This is a genomic window from Dechloromonas agitata is5, from assembly GCF_000519045.1.
GTDB classification, from domain to species: Bacteria; Pseudomonadota; Gammaproteobacteria; order Burkholderiales; family Rhodocyclaceae; genus Azonexus; species Azonexus agitatus.
This window is the reverse complement of sequence record NZ_KI912532.1, coordinates 2,668,665-2,686,690: the sequence shown is the minus strand read 5'-3', so window position 1 is coordinate 2,686,690 and position 18,026 is coordinate 2,668,665. Positions and strand designations below refer to the sequence as shown.

The window sequence follows — 18,026 nt, the reverse complement described above, 5'->3', positions numbered from 1 at the left end:
GTTCCTATGTCCTCTTCGATCTTCGCTGCGGTGGAAATGGCCCCGCGCGATCCTATCCTCGGCCTGAACGAAGCTTTCAACGCCGATACGCGCACCACCAAGGTCAACCTGGGCGTTGGCGTGTATTTCGACGACAACGGCAAGATTCCGCTGCTGGCTGCCGTCAAGGCCGCCGAGGATGCCCGCGTAAAGGCAGCCCTGCCGCGCGGTTACCAGCCGATCGAAGGCAACCCGGCCTACAACACCGCCGTCCAGCAGCTACTGCTCGGCAAGGACTCCGAACTGCTGGCCAACGGCCAGGTGATCACCGCCCAGGCCCTGGGCGGCACCGGCGCCCTGAAGATCGGCGCCGACTACCTAAAGCGCCTGAACCCGAACGCCAAAGTCTATATCAGCGACCCGTCCTGGGAAAACCATCGCGCCCTGTTCGAATCCGCTGGTTTCGTGGTCGAGAATTATCCGTACTACGATGCCGCCACGCGTGGCGTGAACTTCGCTAGCATGATGGCCTGCCTGAAGGGCCTGGATGCCGGTTCGGTGATCGTCCTGCACGCTTGCTGTCACAACCCGACCGGCGCCGACCTGTCCGACGCCCAGTGGGCCGAAGTGGTTGCCGTCTGCCAGGAACGTGGCCTGGTGCCCTTCCTCGACATGGCTTACCAGGGCTTCGCCGACGGTATCGATGCCGATGCCGTCGCCGTTCGCGCCTTCTCCAAGTCCGGCCTGCAGTTCTTCGCTTCCAGCTCGTTCTCCAAGAACTTCTCGCTGTACGGCGAACGCGTCGGCGCCCTGTCCATCGTCACCGCCTCCAAGGAAGAAGCCGGCCGCGTCATGTCGCAGGTCAAGCGCGTCATCCGCACCAACTACTCCAACCCACCGACCCACGGTGGCGCCCTGGTGGCCAGCGTTCTGGCTTCTGCCGAACTGCGCGCCCAGTGGGAAGCCGAGCTGGCCGGCATGCGTGACCGCATCCGCGCCATGCGCAGTGGCCTGGTCGATGCCATCAAGGCAACCGGCTGTGCCCAGGACTTCTCCTTCGTCGCCCAGCAGCGCGGCATGTTCTCCTACACTGGCCTGACCGCCGCCCAGGTTGAACGCATGAAGGACGAGTTCGGCATCTACGCCGTGTCGACCGGCCGCATCTGCCTGGCTGCGTTGAATACCAAGAACCTGGATTACGTTGCCAAGGCCATCGCCGCTGTGACCGCCTGATCAGCTTGCTGCAATCCACATGAAAAAGGGAGCCGATTGGCTCCCTTTCTTTTTGGCCTCCCGCATCCAGTTGAAAGATGCGAGAGGCTTCTTTCCTCTGGTCGATGCGGCGTTAGCCAACCCAGCGGCGGGCGTTACGGAACATGCGCATCCACGGCGCATCCTCGCCCCAGTTGGCCGGATGCCAGGACATCTGCACGGTTCGGAAAACGCGCTCCGGGTGCGGCATCATGATCGTAAAGCGGCCGTCCTCAGTGGTCACGGCGGTCAGGCCACCCGGTGAACCGTTCGGATTGTAGGGATAGACCTCAGTCGGCTCGCCCTTGTTGTCGACATAGCGCAGCGCCGACAGGCACTTGGCCTGATCAGCCGGGTTATCGAAGACGGCGCGGCCTTCGCCGTGCGAGACGACGATAGGGATCAGCGAGCCTTCCATGCCGGTAAAGAAGAGCGACGGCGAGGCCAGCACTTCGGTCTGTACGAAGCGGGCCTCGAACTGTTCGACGCGGTTGCGGCGGAACGCCGGCCAGTGTTCGGCGCCGGGGATCAGCGACTTGAGGGCGCTCATCATCTGGCAGCCGTTGCAGACGCCCAGCGCGAAGGTGTCCTTGCGGTTGAAGAATTCGGCGAACTCGTCGCGGCAGCCTTCGTGCATCAGGATGGTCTTGGCCCAGCCCTGGCCGGCACCGAGCACGTCGCCGTAGGAGAAGCCGCCACAGGCGACCAGGCCCTTGAAGTCCTTGAGATTGACGCGGCCGGCGAGGATGTCGCTCATGTGCACGTCGACCGAGGCGAAACCGGCACGATCAAACGCCGCCGCCATTTCGTAGTGGCTGTTGACGCCCTGCTCACGCAGGATGGCCATGCGCGGCTTGGCGCCGAGCTGCAGGTAGACCTTCGTGAAATCGTCCTGCGGATCGAAGGTCAGCTTCGGCGACAGGCCGGGGTCACTGGTGTCGAGGATGCGGTCGTATTCCTGCTGGGCACAACTCGGGTTGTCACGCATCGCCTGCATCTGGTAGCTGGTTTCCGACCAGGCACGCTGCAGATCGACACGCTTCTCACGCAGTAGCTTCTTGGCATTGCGGATGACGCGAATTTCATCCCATTCGTTGAGCATGCCGACAAAGTGATAGGCCAGCCCAGCCTCGCGCAGCGCGGCGGTGACGGTGGAGCGGTCGTCGCGCTTGACCTGGATCAGCGCACCGACTTCTTCGTTGAACAGGACACGGACGACCTTTTCGAAATCGCGGCCGGCCATCAGGTCGGGGCGCTTTTCGGCGCCGTCGACATCGAGGGCGGCAGCATCGAAGCAGATGCCGTCGAGATCCAGTGTCACACCGCAGCGGCTGGCGAAAGCCATTTCGGCCGCAGCAGCGAACAAGCCACCATCAGAACGGTCGTGGTAAGCGCGGATCAGGCCATCGGCATTGAGCTTCTGAACCGTATCGAACAGGGCTTTCAGCTTGGCCGGTTCGTCGACATCCGGCGCATCGTCGCCGGTGGCGTTGTACACCTGCGCCAGGCAGGAGCCGCCGAGGCGGTTCTTGCCGAGATCGATCAGGATCAGGTCGGATTCACCGCACTCGCGGTCGAGTACCGGGGTCAGCGTCTTGCGCACGTCGTTCACGGCGGCGAACGACGTGATGATCAGCGATAGCGGCGACACGACCTGCTTCTTCTCGGCGCCCTCTTCCCAGGCGGTACGCATCGACAGCGAATCCTTGCCGACCGGGATCGAGATACCGATCTGCTTGCACAACTCGGAAATGCCCTCGACGGTGGCGTACAGGCGGGCATCCTCGCCCGGCACGCCGCAGGGGGCCATCCAGTTGGCAGAGAGCTTGACCTTGTCGAGCATGCCGACATCGGCAGCGGCCAGGTTGGTCAGCGATTCGGCGATTGCCATACGGCCGGAGGCCGGTGCGTCGAGTACGGCGACCGGGGTGCGCTCGCCCATGGCAAAAGCTTCCCCGAGGTAGCCCTGGTAGCCCATGGTGGTCACGGCGACATCGGCCACCGGCACTTGCCACGGCCCGACCATCTGGTCGCGGGCGGTCATGCCACCGACCGAGCGGTCACCAATCGAAATCAGGAAAGTCTTGTCGGCGATGGCCGGCAGTTTCATCAGGCGATAGGCGGCGTCCTTCAGTTCCAGCGAGACGGCGTCGAAGGGCACGAAACTGCTCGGCAGCGTGGTCACGTCGCGCGTCATGCGCGGCGGTTTGCCGAGCAGTGCCTCCATTTCCATGTCGACCGGGTTCACGTTGAAGTGACGGTCGGTGACGGTCAGGTGGCCATCGCCGGTCGCCTCGCCAACCACGGCGAACGGGCAACGCTCGCGTTCGCACAGGGCACGGAATTCGTCGATACGGCCCGGCGGAATGGCCAGCACGTAGCGTTCCTGCGATTCGTTCGACCAGATTTCGGCCGGCGACATGCCCGGTTCGAGGATGGGCACTTCGCGCAGTTCGAACTTGGCACCGACTTCGCCGGAATGGGCCAGTTCCGGTAGTGCGTTGGAAACACCACCGGCACCGACGTCGTGGATCGACAGGATGGGGTTGCCGTCGCCCGGCTGCTGGATGTCGACCTTCGGGGCGCCCATCTGCCAGCAGCGGTCGATGACTTCCTGCGCGCGGCGCTGGATTTCCGGGTTGCCGCGCTGGACGGAGGCGAAGTCGAGGTCTTCGGCATTGACGCCGGCGGTCATCGACGAGGCCGCGCCACCGCCGAGGCCGATCAGCATGCCGGGGCCACCGAGTTGCACGAACAGCGTGCCGACCGGGAAGGTCGGCTCTTTAAAGGACTGCTCGGCCTGGATGCTGCCCAGGCCACCGGCGATCATGATCGGCTTGTGGTAGCCACGCACCACGCCAGCCACATCCTGCTCGTAGGTACGGAAGTAGCCGGTCAGGTTCGGGCGGCCGAATTCGTTGTTGAAGGCGGCGGCGCCGATCGGGCCTTCGAGCATGATGTCAAGGGCGGAGGCGATGCGCGACGGGCGGCCGTAGGCCTTTTCCCACGGCTGCGGGGCATCCGGCAGGTTGAGGTTGGAAACCGAGAAGCCACAGAGGCCGGCCTTCGGCTTGGAGCCCTTGCCGGTAGCGCCCTCGTCGCGGATTTCACCGCCGGAGCCGGTGGAGGCACCCGGGAAAGGCGAGATCGCCGTCGGGTGGTTGTGCGTCTCGACCTTGGTCAGGATGTGGGTCAGCTCGTCCTTGTAGCTGTAGCCGCGGTCGGCATCCGGATAGAAGCGCGGAATGGTCGCGCCTTCGATGATCGAGGCGTTGTCGGCATAGGCCAGCACGGTACCCTGCGGGTGGGCCTGGTGCGTCTCGCGGATCATGCCGAACAGGGTCTTGTCCTTGGCCTGGCCATCGATGATCCACGATGCGTTGAAGATCTTGTGACGGCAATGCTCGGAATTGGCCTGCGCGAACATCATCAGCTCGACATCGGTCGGATTGCGGCCAGCCTTGGTGAAGATGTCGAGCAGGTAGTCCACTTCATCGTCGGACAGGGCCAGGCCCAGCGTACCGTTGGCGGCGACCAGTGCAGCCTTGCCGCCGGTCAACACATCGACGGTCGACAGGGGCTTCGGTGCGACATGGCGGAACAGTTCGCCGGCGTCGGCGAAAGCCTTGAGCACCGATTCGGTCATCCGGTCGTGCAGCAGGCCGGCGACAGTCTTCTGCTCATCGGCCGTCAGGGAACGACCGTTCCTGACGACAACATGGAAAGCGACGACGCGCTCGATACGCTCGATGGCCGGCTCCAGGTCGCAATTGAAAGCGATGTCGGTCGCCTTCGACGACCACGGGGAAATGGTGCCGATGCGCGGCGCGACCAGGAACAGTTCCCCCTTGTCTTCGCCGACCGGGACTTCTTCCAGCAACTTGGCCAGCTTGGCGCGCTCGTCGGCAGACAACGCGCGCTTTTGCGCAATGACGTGCCAGTAATCGGCGGTCACCGATTCGATGTCCGACACCGCCGCCGTAAGGCGGGCGAGCAGGCGTTGCAGGCGGAAAGCAGAAAAGGCGGCGTCGCCCTTGAGGCAAAGAATGTCGGCCATGGAATGGTGATTTCTGGTTAGGCGGAGAGGCGGGCATTATACCCGACCAAGGGATGGGGACCGGGCCAGCGCGTCGCATTTGCTGCACAGACAGGCACTTGGCCGCATAGAATGCCGCCGATGTCCTCTTTCGAGCCCACCGGCAAGCGGCGCGGACTGCCATCGGCCCTCGCCGTCTCGCTGGCGATCCACGCCCTGCTGCTTTTCCTGCCGCACGATGAGCCGGCCGGCACCCCGCCGGCCGCCCCACCATTGCAGGCCAGGCTGGCGTCCCGTCCACGGCCGCCGGAGCGTAGCGTCGAACCACCGGCCCGCTCGTCAGAAGCGAAGATCAGCAAGGCCGCGCCTCGCACCCGTGTGATGACGACCGACAAGGGACATCGTCCGCAGGCCCAACCGGCCTGGACGGCCGCCGAAAAAGCCGAGATGGACGGTTTCCTGAACGAACTGGCCGAGCAGGCACGGAAGACGCCGCAGCCGCCGCTGGCCGAGCGTTCGCTCGCCATGGCGCGCCAAGCCGGGCAACAACTGGCCCGCGAGGATGCGGCAGCCGAAGCCCTGCTTGAATTGCGGCCGAATGCCCCGCCAGCCGATCCGTTCAGTGTGGAACTGTACATGGACGGCCTGGTCCGCCGCCTCAATCGGAGTGCCGGTTTCGTCAATAACGGGCGTCGTCATCAGGGCGTACAGACTGCTGCCGTGCAGTTCCGCCTGAATCCGGATGGTTCGCTGAAATCCTTCACCGTGCTGAATGCAGCCGACCAGGCGGATGAAGTCGCCTTCATCCGGGCAGTGATCGAGCGTTCGCTGCCGTTTGCGCCCTTTCCGCCGGACATCGACCGGGCAGCCCGCTCGCTGGGTGTGACCATCTGTATCCGGCCGGGACGCAACAACGATCCCGGCTTCAGCCGCATGCGGGGCAATCGCTGCTACTAGGCGCGGCGATGGGCCGAATGGAGCTCGGCACAAGCCGCGTCGATCAGGCGTCGCGAAATGCTGACCGGATCGGGCAACAGCGGCAAGGCCCCCGGTGAGAACCATCCGGCCGCCTCGATTTCGGCTGGTTCCGGCGTGATCTCTCCGCCTGCGTAGTCGGCCAGGAAGGCGACCATCAGCGAATTCGGAAAGGGCCAGGGCTGGCTGGCGAAGTAACGAAGATGGGCAATGTCGATTCCGACCTCCTCGCGCACCTCGCGGCGGGCACATTGTTCCAGGGTTTCTCCCGGTTCGACGAAACCGGCCAAGGCGCTGAACACGCCAGGCTTGAAGCGCGGGCTGCGGGCGAGCAGTAACTGGTCGCCCTTGCAGACCAGCACCATGACGGCCGGCGATATGCGGGGGTAGGCGATCAGGCCACAGGCCGGGCAGCGCGTGGCGTGCTCATGCTCCAGACGCTCGGTCGGCGTGCCGCATTGGCCGCAGAAGCGGTGCTGCCGCTGCCAGTCGAGCAGCTGGACCGCCCGCCCGGCGAGCGCGAAGGCCGCGTCGCCGGCCAGCTCGAACACGCTGCGCAAAGGCGCAGCCTCGCCGTGGGCAAGCCGGGGAAACGCCATCACGTCGGCCGCCAGGCAGGGGACGCCCTGCCATGTCCCTACCGCCAGAGGGCTGGCCGGGGAACCCATCTCGATCGGCAAACCGAACGGGAATGGCGCAGCCCCGTCGCCGTCGACGATCAGCAAGCGGTTGTCGCAACGCAATACCCAGTAGGCCGGCGTTGTCATGCCGCGGCGTCCCGCATCGGCATCGCTGCCGCGAAGTCGCCGGCCGCCACGGGGTGGCCGAACAGAAAGCCCTGGTACTGCCGGCAGCCGATCCCGGCCAGGAAGCGTAGCTGCTCCTCGGTCTCGACCCCTTCGGCGATCACCTCCAGGCCTAGACTGTTGCCGAGGGTGACGATGGTTTCGGCGATGGCGGCATCGTTGGGGTCGCTCAGCACGTCGCGGACAAAGGAGCGATCGATCTTCAGCTGGTTCAGCGGCAGGCGCTTGAGGTAGGCGAGCGACGAATAGCCTGTCCCGAAATCGTCCAGCGCGAAATGGATACCGAGTTGCTTGAGCTCCGCCATACGGCCGATGACCGCCTCCGCCTCTTCCTGCAGCAGGTTTTCGGTCACTTCCAGCTTCAAGCGTTGGGCCGAGGCACCGGTTTCGGCCAGCAGTCCGCGCAGTTGCTCGGTAAAGCTGGCTTGCCTGAATTGCCGGACACTGACATTGACCGCCAGCGTCAGCCCGGCGGTTGCCGGCTGCCCGGCCCAGGCCGCCAGTTGCCGGCAAGCGGCGGTGAGCACCCAGCGGCCGAGCGGAACGATCAGGCCGGTTTCCTCGGCCAGGGTGATGAAGCTGGCCGGCAACACCATGCCCCGGACCGGGTGCATCCAGCGCAACAGGGCCTCGGCACCGACCGGGTGTCCGGCGGCATCCACCTGCAGCTGGTAATGGAGCTGGAATTGCTCCTGGTCGACCGCCTGACGCAACTCGGTTTCGAGCGCGGCGCGCAGCGTCACAGCCGCCTGCATCTCGGGATCGAAGAAACGCAGCGTATTGCGCCCCGCCGCCTTGGCCTGGTACATGGCGGTATCGGCCCGGCGCAACAGCTCCTCAGCAGTGACCTTGACGCCGTCGAAGAGCGCGATACCGATGCTGGACGAACAGTGGTAATCGACTGGACACGCATTGGGCAGGCCGGCCAGGTTAAAGGGTTGGTTCAACTCGACCCGGATACTCTCACCGATCAGCTCGGCCTGGATGGAGCCATCCAGCGTACCATCGATGTCTTCGAGGATGACGACGAATTCGTCGCCGCCCAGACGGGCAGCCGTATCCCCTTGCCGGATACGCTTTTTCAGGCGTTTGGCCACTTCGATCAGCAACTGGTCGCCCACTTCATGACCATGCGTGTCGTTGAGATACTTGAAGTTGTCGAGGTCGATGAGCAGCAAGGCACCGTAGCGCTTGCGCCGGCCGCTGCCGATCAGCGCGTGCTGCAGGCGGTCGAACATCAGCCGCCGGTTGGGCAGGTGCGTCAGCGGGTCGTAGAAGGCCAGGCGATGGATTTCGTCCTCGGCCCGCTTGCGGTCGGTGACATCCTGGTTGAAACCGACGATGCCGATGATTTTTCCATCCACCTTGATCGGCGCCACGACATTGCGAAAAACCCTGGCCTCGCCCTCGACCCGGTATTCGACCTCGTCCTCGACCACTTCGCCCTGGTAGGCCCGGCGGTTGTTGTCCAGCCACAGGGCGAGCTCTTCCGGACTGGCGCTGGAATCCTGGGGCAGCTTGCCGAGCAGGCTGCCCCAGTGCCTGACGATCAGCGCATTTTCCATGATGCAGCGACCATCGAGATCGCGCGCCCAGTACTCGACCGGTGTGTTGTCCACGATGGCCCGCATCAAGGATTCGCTTTCCCGCAAGGCGTGCTCGGCATTCTTGCGGTCGGTGATGTCGCGCGAGAGCACGATGAAATGCGGCAGCTGCTTGTCCGGACTGGCTTTTTGCGCCACCGACAACTCGAACCAGCGGGCGCCTTCCGGCAAGAGCAGGCGGAACTGCGAGCCAGTCGAGATTCCCTTGTCCTGCGCTTCGTGCAGGGCATGCATGCAGGTGGCAGCGACATCGGGCGGCAGCACCTCATGCACCGTGCGGCCGATCAGGTCATCCCGGGGGGCGGCCAGCAAACTCTCCTGGCGCGCATGACAGTCGATGTAACGGCCTTCGAGATCCACTTCGAACATCAGGTCCGGCAGGGCCTGCAGGGTCGCGGCGAACTTGTTCTTGAGGGCGACCAGTTCAAGTTCCTGCTGTTTGCGGTCGGTGATGTCGGTGGCGATGCCGGCCAGGCCGACCAGTGCGCCATGGGTATCGTGCAGCGGCTGCTTGACGATCCAGTAGCAGCGTTCGCCGCCGCTGCCGTCGGGCAGCACGAATTCACACGCGACCTGGCTGTCGCTCCGTAGCACCCGGGCGTCGCAGGCCTCCAGCCTGGAGGCCAGTGAATCGCCGAACAACGCGCGGTCGGTCCGGCCGAGGATCTCATCCCGTTGGCGCCCCAACATGATGCAGGCCATGTCGTTCACATAGGTGTACTGCCCGTTCAAATCCTTGGCACAGACCGGTGCCGCCAGGCTATCGAGCAAGGCGGTGTGGGTGATCGGAGATTCAGTCATCGCTGGCCTGCGGCATTCCTGTGTATCGCCCCATCGAATGGACAGCGCCTCGCCCTTGCGGTGGCGCGGACTGTTGTTGATATCGGATTACTCTGCCTCGAATCGGAATATAGCCCTGTGGATTTATTAACGCTCCGCTTCCCGACAGGCGTATGTATACCATGGCGGGCGGCCTGTTTTTTCTATGAGAAAATGTCGACATGCCTGCCCTTGCCTTTGTCGACCTCGAAACCACCGGCGCCACCGCCACCCACGACCGCATCACCGAAATCGGCATCATCGCGGTGGATGACGACGGAACGGTCCGCGAGTGGCAGCAACTGGTCAACCCCGGCATGCGGATTCCGCCCTTCATCGAGCAGTTGACCGGCATCAGCAACGCCATGGTGGCCGACGCCCCGCCATTCGAAGCCATCGCCGATGAAACGCTGCGCCGCCTGGAGGGGCGCCTGTTCATCGCCCACAACGCCCGCTTCGACTACGGCTTCCTGAAAAGCGAGTTCAAGCGCCTGGGCATTGATTTCCGCAGCACGGTGGCCTGTACGGTCAAGCTGTCGCGGGCGCTCTACCCGGAACATCACCGGCACAACCTGGACAGCCTGATCGAACGCCATGGCCTGCGCGCCGAGGCGCGCCACCGGGCACTGGCCGATGCGCAGCTGATCCACCAGTTCTGGCAGAAAATCCACGCCGAACGCAGCGACGCAGATATCGCCGCCGCCCTCAGCAAGCAGAATGCCCGCCCCAGCCTGCCGCCACATCTCGAGGCCGGCATCCTGGATGACCTGCCGGACGGACCGGGCGTTTACTTCTTCTACGGTGAAAACGACCTGCCGCTCTATATCGGCAAGGCCAAGGACATCCGCCAGCGCGTGCTGTCCCATTTCTCCGCCGACCTGCGCTCGGCCAGGGAAATGGCGCTCGCCCAACAGGTCAGGCGGATCGACTGGCTCGTCACCGCCGGCGAGATTGGCGCCCTGCTCCGCGAGTCCGCCCTGGTCAAGCAACTGCAGCCGACGCAGAACCGCCAGTTGCGCAAGAACGAGGAGGTCTGCACCTGGATGCTGGTCGATGAAGGCCAAGGCTGGCTACGGCCGCAACTGGTTCTCGCCGACGACATCGATTTCGGGCTGGCGACGGCCTGCTACGGCCTGTTCAAAAATGCCAAGGAAGCCAACGCCATCCTGCGCCAGTTGGCCGAGAGCCACAACCTGTGCGACATGCTGATCGGCCAGCAGCCGATGAAACCGGGAAAGCCCTGTTTCGGCCACCAGATCCGCCGCTGCAAGGGGGCCTGTGTCGGCAAGGAGCCGCTCGCCAAGCACACCATGCGACTGATGACCGCGCTCACCGGGCTGAAGCTGGTTTCCTGGCCCTTCCCCGGCCCGGCTGTGATCCGCGAGGGTGACGAGGTGCACCTGATCAACGGCTGGCGCTATCTCGGCACGGCAAAAGCCGAATCGGAACTTGCCGAGCTGCTCGACGGACCGCACCCGACCTTCGACCGCGACACCTACAAGATCCTCGCCAAGCACGTCGGCCGAATGTCGCCGCTGCCACCCGGAAATTTTCGATCGTCATAAACCGGTGGCACACTGTCGCCAGATCCATCTTCGGAGAATGTCATGGCGACCAGACCGCGCAAATCCCCAGCCAAGCCGGCGGCCGATGCCCGCCGCCGGATCGTCATCGCCTGCCAGGGCGGCGGCAGCCACACGGCGTTCACTGCTGGCGTCCTGCAGGCCCTACTGCGCCGGATCGACCCGGCCCACCATCGCATCGTCGGCCTTTCCGGCACCTCGGGCGGCGCACTGTGCGCAGCACTGGCCTGGTACGGGCTACTGCTCGGCGAAGCAGACGATGCGGCGAGGCGGCTGGAGGATTTCTGGGGTGACATGGCGGCAACACAGATGCCGGACCTCCTCACCAACCAGCTTCTGGTCTGGCTGCAGCGCAATCACGGGCTGATCGGCCTGCCCGAAGTCAGCCCCTATCTGCTGCCGAACAGCGGCCAGGATTACCTCGGGCAGATCATTGGCCGCCACCTCGATTTCCAGCGCCTGCCGGCCTTGCTCCAGGCGGATTCGCCCCGCCTGATGATCGGCGCCGTCAATGTGCTGAATGGCGCATTCACCGTCTTCGACTCGCGCCAACAGGCCAGCGCCATGGGAATCAGCCTGGGCGCCCTGCTTGCTTCGGCCGCCATCCCCGAGTTGTTCCGCGCCGTGCCGGTCGGCGACGGTTTGTACTGGGACGGCCTGTTTTCGCAGAACCCGCCAATTCGCGGCTTCCTGTCCGGTTTCGCGTGCTGCGCAGACAAGCCGGACGAGATCTGGGTCATCCGCATCAACCCGGAACGCATTGCCGAGGAGCCTCGCTCCTCCAGCGATATCATCGACCGCCGCAACGAACTGGCCGGCAACCTGTCGCTGCAACAAGAGTTGTATTTCATCGAGCAGGCCAACGACTGGCTGCGGCGCGGCTGGCTGCCGGCCGAACGCTTCAAGCCGATAGAATTACGCACCATCGCCCTGCCGCTCGATCTGGATTACCCCTCCAAACTCGACCGCAGCCCGGGCTTCATTGCCGCCCTGCTCGAAGAAGGCCGCCAGCAGGGCAATTTGTTCATCGACCGGATTGCCACGCCATGACCTTTTTCCGCCCTGCCCCCCTGCTCCGCCTGACGGCCAGCCTGTTGCTGGCCGGCGGCCTCACCACCGCCCAAGCCGAATCCGAGGAAGTCGGCTGCGTGACAACCACCTGGAAACTGATCGGGGCCAACCACCGCGTCTGCATCTATGCCTACGACGACCCGAAGGTGCCGGGCGTCACCTGCCACGTCAGCCAGGCACGCACCGGTGGCGTGAAAGGCAGCCTCGGCCTGGCGGAAGACCCCTCGCAGTTCTCCATCGCCTGCCGCCAGGTCGGCCCCATCGTGCTGCCGGCCAAGTTGCCGGACGACGAGGTGGTGTTCAGTGAAGACACCTCGCTGATGTTCAAGGAAACCAAGATCCACCGCTTCTACGACCGCAAGCGCAACGTGCTGATCTATCTGGCGATCAGCCGGCGGATCATCGAAGGCGCGCCGGCCAACGCCATTTCATCGGTACCGATCCAGAACTGGCAGCGCTGATTTCGCCCCTAGTTGACTGATGACAAGGCTGTTTCGCGCTGATTCCGCTATAAATGATCCAGACCCGATGAAAAGAAAGGGGTAGCAGCCATGATGCCACGCGCAAAACTCATTCTCCCGCTGATGCTCAGCCTGCTCTGCAGCGTTGCCGAAGGGCAGGTGCCGGTTACCCCGGCCGCTCGCCCCTCATGGTCTTTGCCGGATCAGCTGATGACTGGACTCCAGCCAGTGAATGCGAAGGGGTGCAATCGAGCAAGGCCCCGGTGGAAGTCAAGACTTATGCCGGGGCTGCGCATTCGTTCGACCTCAACATCATCCCGCAGCGTTACCTGGGCAAGATGATCGGCCACAACCGTGAAGCAGCCGAAGACAGCCGGCAGCGGATGGTCGATTTCTTCGTCGAGCATACGGTCGGCGTGGACTGGACGAAGGTTCGGCTTTCCAAGACGGGTAGCGAACTGGCTGGTATGGCTGGACAGTGATTCCAGGTTGACCGCCTGAAAACGGCGGCACCTTCGCAAAAATCAAACGCACCGGTTCTTGAGGTGCGTTTGGCTTTTGGGGCAGCATCCCAAGCCGGTGAACAATTCGGTCTGTTGATGAATTAGAAAAAACCGGTTTGCCGGCTATACTTGTAAGTAAATTATTACTTACATCGTTCACCATGACCTCCAAGCCCCGGCAAACGACTGAATCGCGTCAGGCAGAAATCATCGCCACGATGGTGCGCCTGTCAGCCGCGCACAGTCCAGCCGACATCACCACGACGGATATCGCGAACGCCATGTCCGTCACGCAGGGTGCCCTGTTCCGCCATTTCCCCAACAAGGAAGCCATAAGGCTGGGGGTGATCGACTGGATCGAGGCGCAACTGCTCGGCGAACTGAACCGGGCAGGCCGCGAGGCACCCGATGCGCTGGCTGCGCTAGAGGCCATGTTCATGGCCCATGTCGCCTTTGCCGAGGTTTATCCTGGTGCGCCACGCCTGATCTTCGGCGAACTGCAGCAGCCGGATGCCTCGCCGGTCAAACAACGCGTGCAGCAACTCATGCAACGCTACCGGGCCCTGCTCTCGACAACCCTGACAACGGCGGCGGAAGCCGGGCTCGTCCGGCGCGACCTGGATGGCGATTCGGCCGCAGCCCTCTTTCTCGGCGGCATCCAGGGTCTGGTCATCCAGGCCATGCTTGGCGGGGCGGCAACACCGATTCAACCGATGGCTGCCGGGGTATTCCGGCTTTACCGCGATGCCATCAAGGAGGTCGCATGAAAATCACCCAACCGTCCGGCAGCAGCCTCGGTCTGGGCCTTCTGGCTGCCGTTCTGCTCGGTGGATTCGGGCTAGTCGTGGCCCGCTCCGGCCCGCTGGCGCCAACCCAGGTGACCGTCGCCCATGCCGAAGAGCGCGCGTTGCGCGCCGAACTGTTCGGCATCGGCACCGTCGAAGCCCGCCGCAGTTATTTCATCGGCCCAACCGCCGCCGGACGCCTGAAGGCGGTCCATGTCGATGTCGGCGATCGCGTCAAGGCCGGGCAGTTGCTGGCCGAGATCGACCCGGTCGATCTCGATGAGCGCCTGCGTTCGCTGGAAGCCGCCTATGCCCGCGCCCAGAGTGCCGTCTCGGCGACGGAAGCACAGCGCAAGGACATGCTGGCCCGACGGGAGATTGCCGGGTTGAATGCCCGGCGTTATCGCGATCTTGGCGACCAGCATTTCGTCAGCGCCAGCGCCGTCGAAAGCCGGCAACAGGAACTGACCTCGGCCCAGGCTGCGGTCGACGCGACCGAAGCGAACCTGCAGAGCGCCCGTCAGGAACTCACCCGGCTCAAGGCCGACCAGGATGCCCTGCGCGAACAACGGCAAAACCTGCGCCTGCTGGCGCCGCGCGACGGCATCGTGACCAGCCGCGACGCGGAGCCGGGCTCGACGGTCATTGCCGGCCAGGCGGTGATCCGCTTGATCGAACCGGATAGCCTGTGGGTCAAGGTGCGTTTCGACCAGGGCCGTTCGCGCGGGCTGGCGGTTGGCCAGGCGACCCGCATCACCTTGCGCAGCAATCCGGGCCAGCCGCTGGCCGGCCAGGTGGCACGCATCGAACCCTTGAGCGACAGCGTGACCGAGGAACGCATCGCCCAGGTCGGCTTCGACCAGATTCCACCGGGCCTGAGCGTTGGCGAAATGGCCGAAGTCACCGTCGAGACGACGGTCGCCCTGGCCGCTTTGGCCCTGCCCAACGCCGCGGTCAAACATACCGCCCGCGGCACCGGCGTGTGGACACTGCAGGACGGCAAACCGGCCTTCACCGTGGTCCGCCTCGGCCAGGCCAGCCTGGATGGGCTGGTCGAAGTGATCGACGGCATCCGTCGGGAAGATGCCGTCATCGTCCATAGCGAACGCGACCTGGCACCGGGCAAGCGCATCAAGGTTGTCGAGCAACTGGCCGGAAGCCTGAAATGATCAGCCTCGCCGGGCGCGACATCCTGCACTCGTGGTCGAAGTTCGTCTTCACCGGCATCGGTCTCGGCCTGCTGATCGGCGCGACCCTGACCATGGCCGGCGTTTATCGCGGCATGGTCGATGACGCCAAGGTGCTGCTCAACAACAGCGGAGCCGACCTCTGGGTCGTGCAGCAGGACACCCTCGGCCCCTATGCCGAATCCTCCAGCATCCACGACGATGTCTATCGCTCCCTGCTCACCCTGCCGGGCGTTGCCCGGGCCGCCAACGTGACCTATCTGACCATGCAGGTCCGGCGCGGCCAGCAGGATGTCCGGGCCATGGTCGTCGGCTTCGAAGCCGGCCAGCCGGGGGAACCGGAATATCTCGTCGCCGGCCGCCAGTTGACCCGCAGCCACTACGAGGCGGTGGCCGACGTCAAGACCGGCTTCCGGCTGGGCGACCGTATCCGGATTCGTCGCCACGACTACACCGTGGTCGGCCTGACCCGGCGCATGGTTTCCTCCGGCGGCGACCCGATGGTGTTCATTCCGCTGAAAGATGCCCAGGAGGCGCAGTTCCTCAAGGACAACGACGCCATCCTCAACGAGCGGGCCCGGACGGCGGCCAACCCGACCCTCAACCGCCCTGGCGTGCCGGGCCTGCTCGATGCCATCCAGGCGTCGCAGACGGCCAACCGCAACGTCAATGCCGTGCTCGTCCAGCTGGCGCCCGGTGCGGCGGCCGAACAGGTGGCCAGCGCCGTCAAGCGCTGGAAGCACCTGCAAGCCTATTCCCGTTCGGAAATGGAAGAAATCCTGGTTGCCAAGCTGATTGCCACCTCGGCCCGCCAGATCGGCATGTTCCTGGTCATCCTCGCCGTGGTCAGCGCTGCCATCGTCGCTTTCATCATCTACACCATGACACTCGGCAAGATTCGCGAAATCGCCGTGCTCAAGCTGATCGGCACCCGCAACCGGACGATCGCCGGCATGATCCTGCAGCAGGCGATGGGGCTGGGCGTCATCGGTTTCATCGTCGGCAAGACAGTCGCCACCCTCTGGGCGCCCTACTTTCCGAAATACGTCCTGCTCGAACCAGGCGACGCGCTGCGCGGTTTCCTGGCGGTGATGCTGATCTGCACGCTGGCCAGCACCCTGGCCATCCGCGCTGCCTTGCGCGTCGATCCGGCAACGGCGATTGGAGGCTGACATGGACGGTTTCGGAATCCGCATCGAAGGCTTGCGCAAGCGCTACGGCGAGGGCGACACGGCCATCACGGCGCTGAAGGATGTCAACATGACGGTGGCGCCCGGCGAGGTCGTCGGCCTGATCGGCCCCTCCGGCTCGGGCAAGAGCACGCTGCTCAAATGCCTGGGCGCCGTGATCGAACCGACGGCCGGCCGCATGACGCTGGGCCAGGAGATCATCTACGACAACGGCTGGCGCCTACCCGATTTGCGCGCGCTGCGCCGGGATCGCATCGGCTTCGTCTTCCAGGCGCCTTACCTGATTCCCTTCCTCGACGTGACCGACAACGTCGCGCTGCTGCCGATGCTGGCCGGCCGGCCGAACGGCGAGGCGCGGAAGCGGGCCGGGGAATTGCTCGAAGCGCTGGACGTCGGTCATCGCGCCAAGGCGCAGCCATCGCAACTCTCCGGCGGCGAGCAGCAGCGTGTCGCCATCGCCCGTGCCCTGGCCAACCAGCCGCCAGTCATCCTGGCCGACGAGCCGACCGCGCCGCTCGACAGCGAACGGGCACTCGGCGTGGTGCGCATCCTGAACGACATGGCACGGCAATTCCGCACTGCCATCATCGTCGTCACCCACGACGAGAAGATCATCCCGACCTTCAAGCGGATCTATCACATCCGTGACGGGCAAACCTTCGAGGAGCCGGGCAAAGCCCGGGAGGCACCGATCTAGGCGAGCTCCGCCGCCATGCCCGGCAGGGCCGCCAGCGCCTCGGCCAGACCACCGGCGACGAGACGCACCGGCACGGCCAGCATCAAATTGAGCGGCAGGCCAAAATCCTCGACGCACAGGCCATCCCGGTCGACCGGGCGGCCATCCTGCCGGCGCAGTGCTTCGCCCTGCCAGCGTTCAACCCGCTCAACCGTCGTCACCGGTTGAGCCAGGTAGCCGATCACCGGCTTGCCGAGGGCCAGCGCGAAGCCGACTTCGACACAGGTGCCGGAATCCGGCTCGCAGCCGCGAAACGGGTTGAGATTGGCCAGGACCACATCGGCCGCCCGGATCTGTCCGATATTGGCCTGGTAGATGCCGGCAGCGGTCGTTTCGATGCCGTCGAGCGGGATCAGTGCCTCGTGCCCGGCCTTGCGGCAGGCTTGCCTGGCTACCTCCGCCCAGTGCAGCGCATCGGGCCGGAATACGTCCGGGCCGGCGAGATAGAGCTTCATCGTCAATTCCTCATGCTCAACAAATATCGGAAGCGCCCGAAAGTATCGGTTGCGCAAAATCGGTTGGCAAACCCGGGGTCGCGGGTGTATTTTCCAAGGCTTACGTTGTCCGGCCCACCCGGTTTCCAGCCGGGTCCGACGGGCAGCCCATTTGTCGAATTATCGAAGATCACACCATGAAATTACGCGCCCTGACCCTGGCCGCCGCGCTGGCCCTGCCTTTTGCCGCTTCCGCCGCCGAGCCGGTCAAGTTCGAGGTTTATCTTGGCGGAGAACTGAAGCACTCGATTTCCCTCGCCGGCCCCCACTCCAAGTTCAAGTTCTCGCCGGCCGGGCTGGCCGATACCACACTCGAGTTCCGCCTGATCGCCCCGGAGCCGCTCATTCTCGAAATGACGGAATCCACCGCCAACAACACTGCTCCGGAAAACGTCGGGCGCATTTCGCTGATCAAGCCGGGCAGCTCGGTGACCGTCTCCGACATCAAGGGCACCCATTTCAAGCATCCCTACGTGCTGGTGCGCGCCGAATAAGCCCTGCCGCCTCGCCGGTTGGCGACGCCCCCGGCAGTCATGAAAATGGCCG

Annotated in this window: 15 protein-coding genes; 11 read left to right on the top strand and 4 right to left on the bottom strand. The window is 64.5% G+C overall.

Annotation, left to right across the window (positions count from 1 at the left end):
* Window positions 1-6 precede the first annotated feature (6 nt).
* Window positions 7-1,212: an amino acid aminotransferase gene (locus K420_RS0113070; RefSeq protein ID WP_027458459.1), complete on the top strand. Its 1,206-nt coding sequence runs from the start codon at window positions 7-9 to the stop codon at window positions 1,210-1,212.
* 112 nt (window positions 1,213-1,324) lie between these two features.
* On the opposite strand, the gene purL is transcribed toward K420_RS0113070, so the two are convergent.
* The gene (gene purL / locus K420_RS0113065) at window positions 1,325-5,287 is read right to left on the bottom strand and encodes a phosphoribosylformylglycinamidine synthase (RefSeq protein ID WP_027458458.1); all 3,963 of its coding nucleotides are present in this window, start codon (window positions 5,285-5,287) and stop codon (window positions 1,325-1,327) included.
* 120 nt (window positions 5,288-5,407) lie between these two features.
* On the opposite strand from purL, the gene K420_RS19000 reads away from it, so the two are divergent.
* Window positions 5,408-6,223, top strand: a complete 816-nt coding sequence (locus K420_RS19000; protein WP_232422778.1) for a dynein light intermediate chain family protein — start codon at window positions 5,408-5,410, stop codon at window positions 6,221-6,223.
* Here K420_RS19000 and nudC read toward each other — a convergent pair.
* Window positions 6,220-7,008, bottom strand: coding sequence for an NAD(+) diphosphatase (nudC, locus tag K420_RS0113055; protein ID WP_027458457.1), 789 nt, complete (start codon window positions 7,006-7,008; stop codon window positions 6,220-6,222). The genes K420_RS19000 and nudC overlap by 4 nt on opposite strands.
* Window positions 7,005-9,452: a sensor domain-containing protein gene (locus K420_RS0113050; RefSeq protein WP_027458456.1), complete on the bottom strand. Its 2,448-nt coding sequence runs from the start codon at window positions 9,450-9,452 to the stop codon at window positions 7,005-7,007. The genes nudC and K420_RS0113050 overlap by 4 nt, the downstream gene beginning before the upstream one ends.
* Window positions 9,453-9,652: 200 nt before the next feature.
* Between K420_RS0113050 and K420_RS0113045 the strand changes: the two genes are divergently transcribed.
* The 8 genes from K420_RS0113045 to K420_RS0113010 all read left to right on the top strand — a co-directional run bounded on the left by K420_RS0113045 (window position 9,653) and on the right by K420_RS0113010 (window position 16,947).
* Window positions 9,653-11,035, top strand: a complete 1,383-nt coding sequence (locus tag K420_RS0113045; protein WP_027458455.1) for a 3'-5' exonuclease family protein — start codon at window positions 9,653-9,655, stop codon at window positions 11,033-11,035.
* Between the two features lie 42 nt (window positions 11,036-11,077).
* Entirely contained in the window at window positions 11,078-12,103 is a 1,026-nt protein-coding gene (locus tag K420_RS0113040; RefSeq protein ID WP_051453129.1) for a patatin-like phospholipase family protein, read from the top strand.
* The gene (locus K420_RS0113035; protein WP_027458453.1) at window positions 12,100-12,585 is read left to right on the top strand and encodes a CreA family protein; all 486 of its coding nucleotides are present in this window, start codon (window positions 12,100-12,102) and stop codon (window positions 12,583-12,585) included. The genes K420_RS0113040 and K420_RS0113035 overlap by 4 nt, the downstream gene beginning before the upstream one ends.
* 188 nt (window positions 12,586-12,773) lie before the next feature.
* Window positions 12,774-13,067, top strand: a complete 294-nt coding sequence (locus tag K420_RS0113030) for a dienelactone hydrolase family protein (protein ID WP_084019659.1) — start codon at window positions 12,774-12,776, stop codon at window positions 13,065-13,067.
* A 182-nt stretch (window positions 13,068-13,249) separates the two neighbouring features.
* Window positions 13,250-13,855 (top strand): TetR/AcrR family transcriptional regulator, encoded by a 606-nt coding sequence (locus K420_RS0113025; RefSeq protein WP_027458451.1) that lies wholly within the window; start codon window positions 13,250-13,252, stop codon window positions 13,853-13,855.
* Window positions 13,852-15,042: an efflux RND transporter periplasmic adaptor subunit gene (locus K420_RS0113020; RefSeq protein ID WP_027458450.1), complete on the top strand. Its 1,191-nt coding sequence runs from the start codon at window positions 13,852-13,854 to the stop codon at window positions 15,040-15,042. The genes K420_RS0113025 and K420_RS0113020 overlap by 4 nt, the downstream gene beginning before the upstream one ends.
* Window positions 15,039-16,232, top strand: a complete 1,194-nt coding sequence (locus tag K420_RS0113015; protein WP_027458449.1) for an ABC transporter permease — start codon at window positions 15,039-15,041, stop codon at window positions 16,230-16,232. The genes K420_RS0113020 and K420_RS0113015 overlap by 4 nt, the downstream gene beginning before the upstream one ends.
* A 1-nt stretch (window position 16,233) precedes the next feature.
* Window positions 16,234-16,947 (top strand): ABC transporter ATP-binding protein, encoded by a 714-nt coding sequence (locus K420_RS0113010; protein WP_027458448.1) that lies wholly within the window; start codon window positions 16,234-16,236, stop codon window positions 16,945-16,947.
* Here K420_RS0113010 and K420_RS0113005 read toward each other — a convergent pair.
* The gene (locus K420_RS0113005; RefSeq protein ID WP_027458447.1) at window positions 16,944-17,441 is read right to left on the bottom strand and encodes a nucleoside 2-deoxyribosyltransferase; all 498 of its coding nucleotides are present in this window, start codon (window positions 17,439-17,441) and stop codon (window positions 16,944-16,946) included. The two genes, K420_RS0113010 and K420_RS0113005, sit on opposite strands and share 4 nt — an antisense overlap.
* Before the next feature lie 176 nt (window positions 17,442-17,617).
* Here K420_RS0113005 and K420_RS0113000 point away from each other — a divergent pair, with 176 nt between their 5' ends.
* Window positions 17,618-17,974, top strand: coding sequence for a hypothetical protein (locus tag K420_RS0113000; RefSeq protein WP_027458446.1), 357 nt, complete (start codon window positions 17,618-17,620; stop codon window positions 17,972-17,974).
* Window positions 17,975-18,026: the final 52 nt, after the last annotated feature.

Coding starts and splice junctions, on each gene's coding strand:
- K420_RS0113070 (WP_027458459.1), top strand. CDS start 7: ATGTCCTCTTCGATCTTCGCTGCGGTGGAAATGGCCCCGCGCGATCCT.
- purL (WP_027458458.1), bottom strand. CDS start 5,287: ATGGCCGACATTCTTTGCCTCAAGGGCGACGCCGCCTTTTCTGCTTTC.
- K420_RS19000 (WP_232422778.1), top strand. CDS start 5,408: ATGTCCTCTTTCGAGCCCACCGGCAAGCGGCGCGGACTGCCATCGGCC.
- nudC (WP_027458457.1), bottom strand. CDS start 7,008: ATGACAACGCCGGCCTACTGGGTATTGCGTTGCGACAACCGCTTGCTG.
- K420_RS0113050 (WP_027458456.1), bottom strand. CDS start 9,452: ATGACTGAATCTCCGATCACCCACACCGCCTTGCTCGATAGCCTGGCG.
- K420_RS0113045 (WP_027458455.1), top strand. CDS start 9,653: ATGCCTGCCCTTGCCTTTGTCGACCTCGAAACCACCGGCGCCACCGCC.
- K420_RS0113040 (WP_051453129.1), top strand. CDS start 11,078: ATGGCGACCAGACCGCGCAAATCCCCAGCCAAGCCGGCGGCCGATGCC.
- K420_RS0113035 (WP_027458453.1), top strand. CDS start 12,100: ATGACCTTTTTCCGCCCTGCCCCCCTGCTCCGCCTGACGGCCAGCCTG.
- K420_RS0113030 (WP_084019659.1), top strand. CDS start 12,774: ATGGTCTTTGCCGGATCAGCTGATGACTGGACTCCAGCCAGTGAATGC.
- K420_RS0113025 (WP_027458451.1), top strand. CDS start 13,250: ATGACCTCCAAGCCCCGGCAAACGACTGAATCGCGTCAGGCAGAAATC.
- K420_RS0113020 (WP_027458450.1), top strand. CDS start 13,852: ATGAAAATCACCCAACCGTCCGGCAGCAGCCTCGGTCTGGGCCTTCTG.
- K420_RS0113015 (WP_027458449.1), top strand. CDS start 15,039: ATGATCAGCCTCGCCGGGCGCGACATCCTGCACTCGTGGTCGAAGTTC.
- K420_RS0113010 (WP_027458448.1), top strand. CDS start 16,234: ATGGACGGTTTCGGAATCCGCATCGAAGGCTTGCGCAAGCGCTACGGC.
- K420_RS0113005 (WP_027458447.1), bottom strand. CDS start 17,441: ATGAAGCTCTATCTCGCCGGCCCGGACGTATTCCGGCCCGATGCGCTG.
- K420_RS0113000 (WP_027458446.1), top strand. CDS start 17,618: ATGAAATTACGCGCCCTGACCCTGGCCGCCGCGCTGGCCCTGCCTTTT.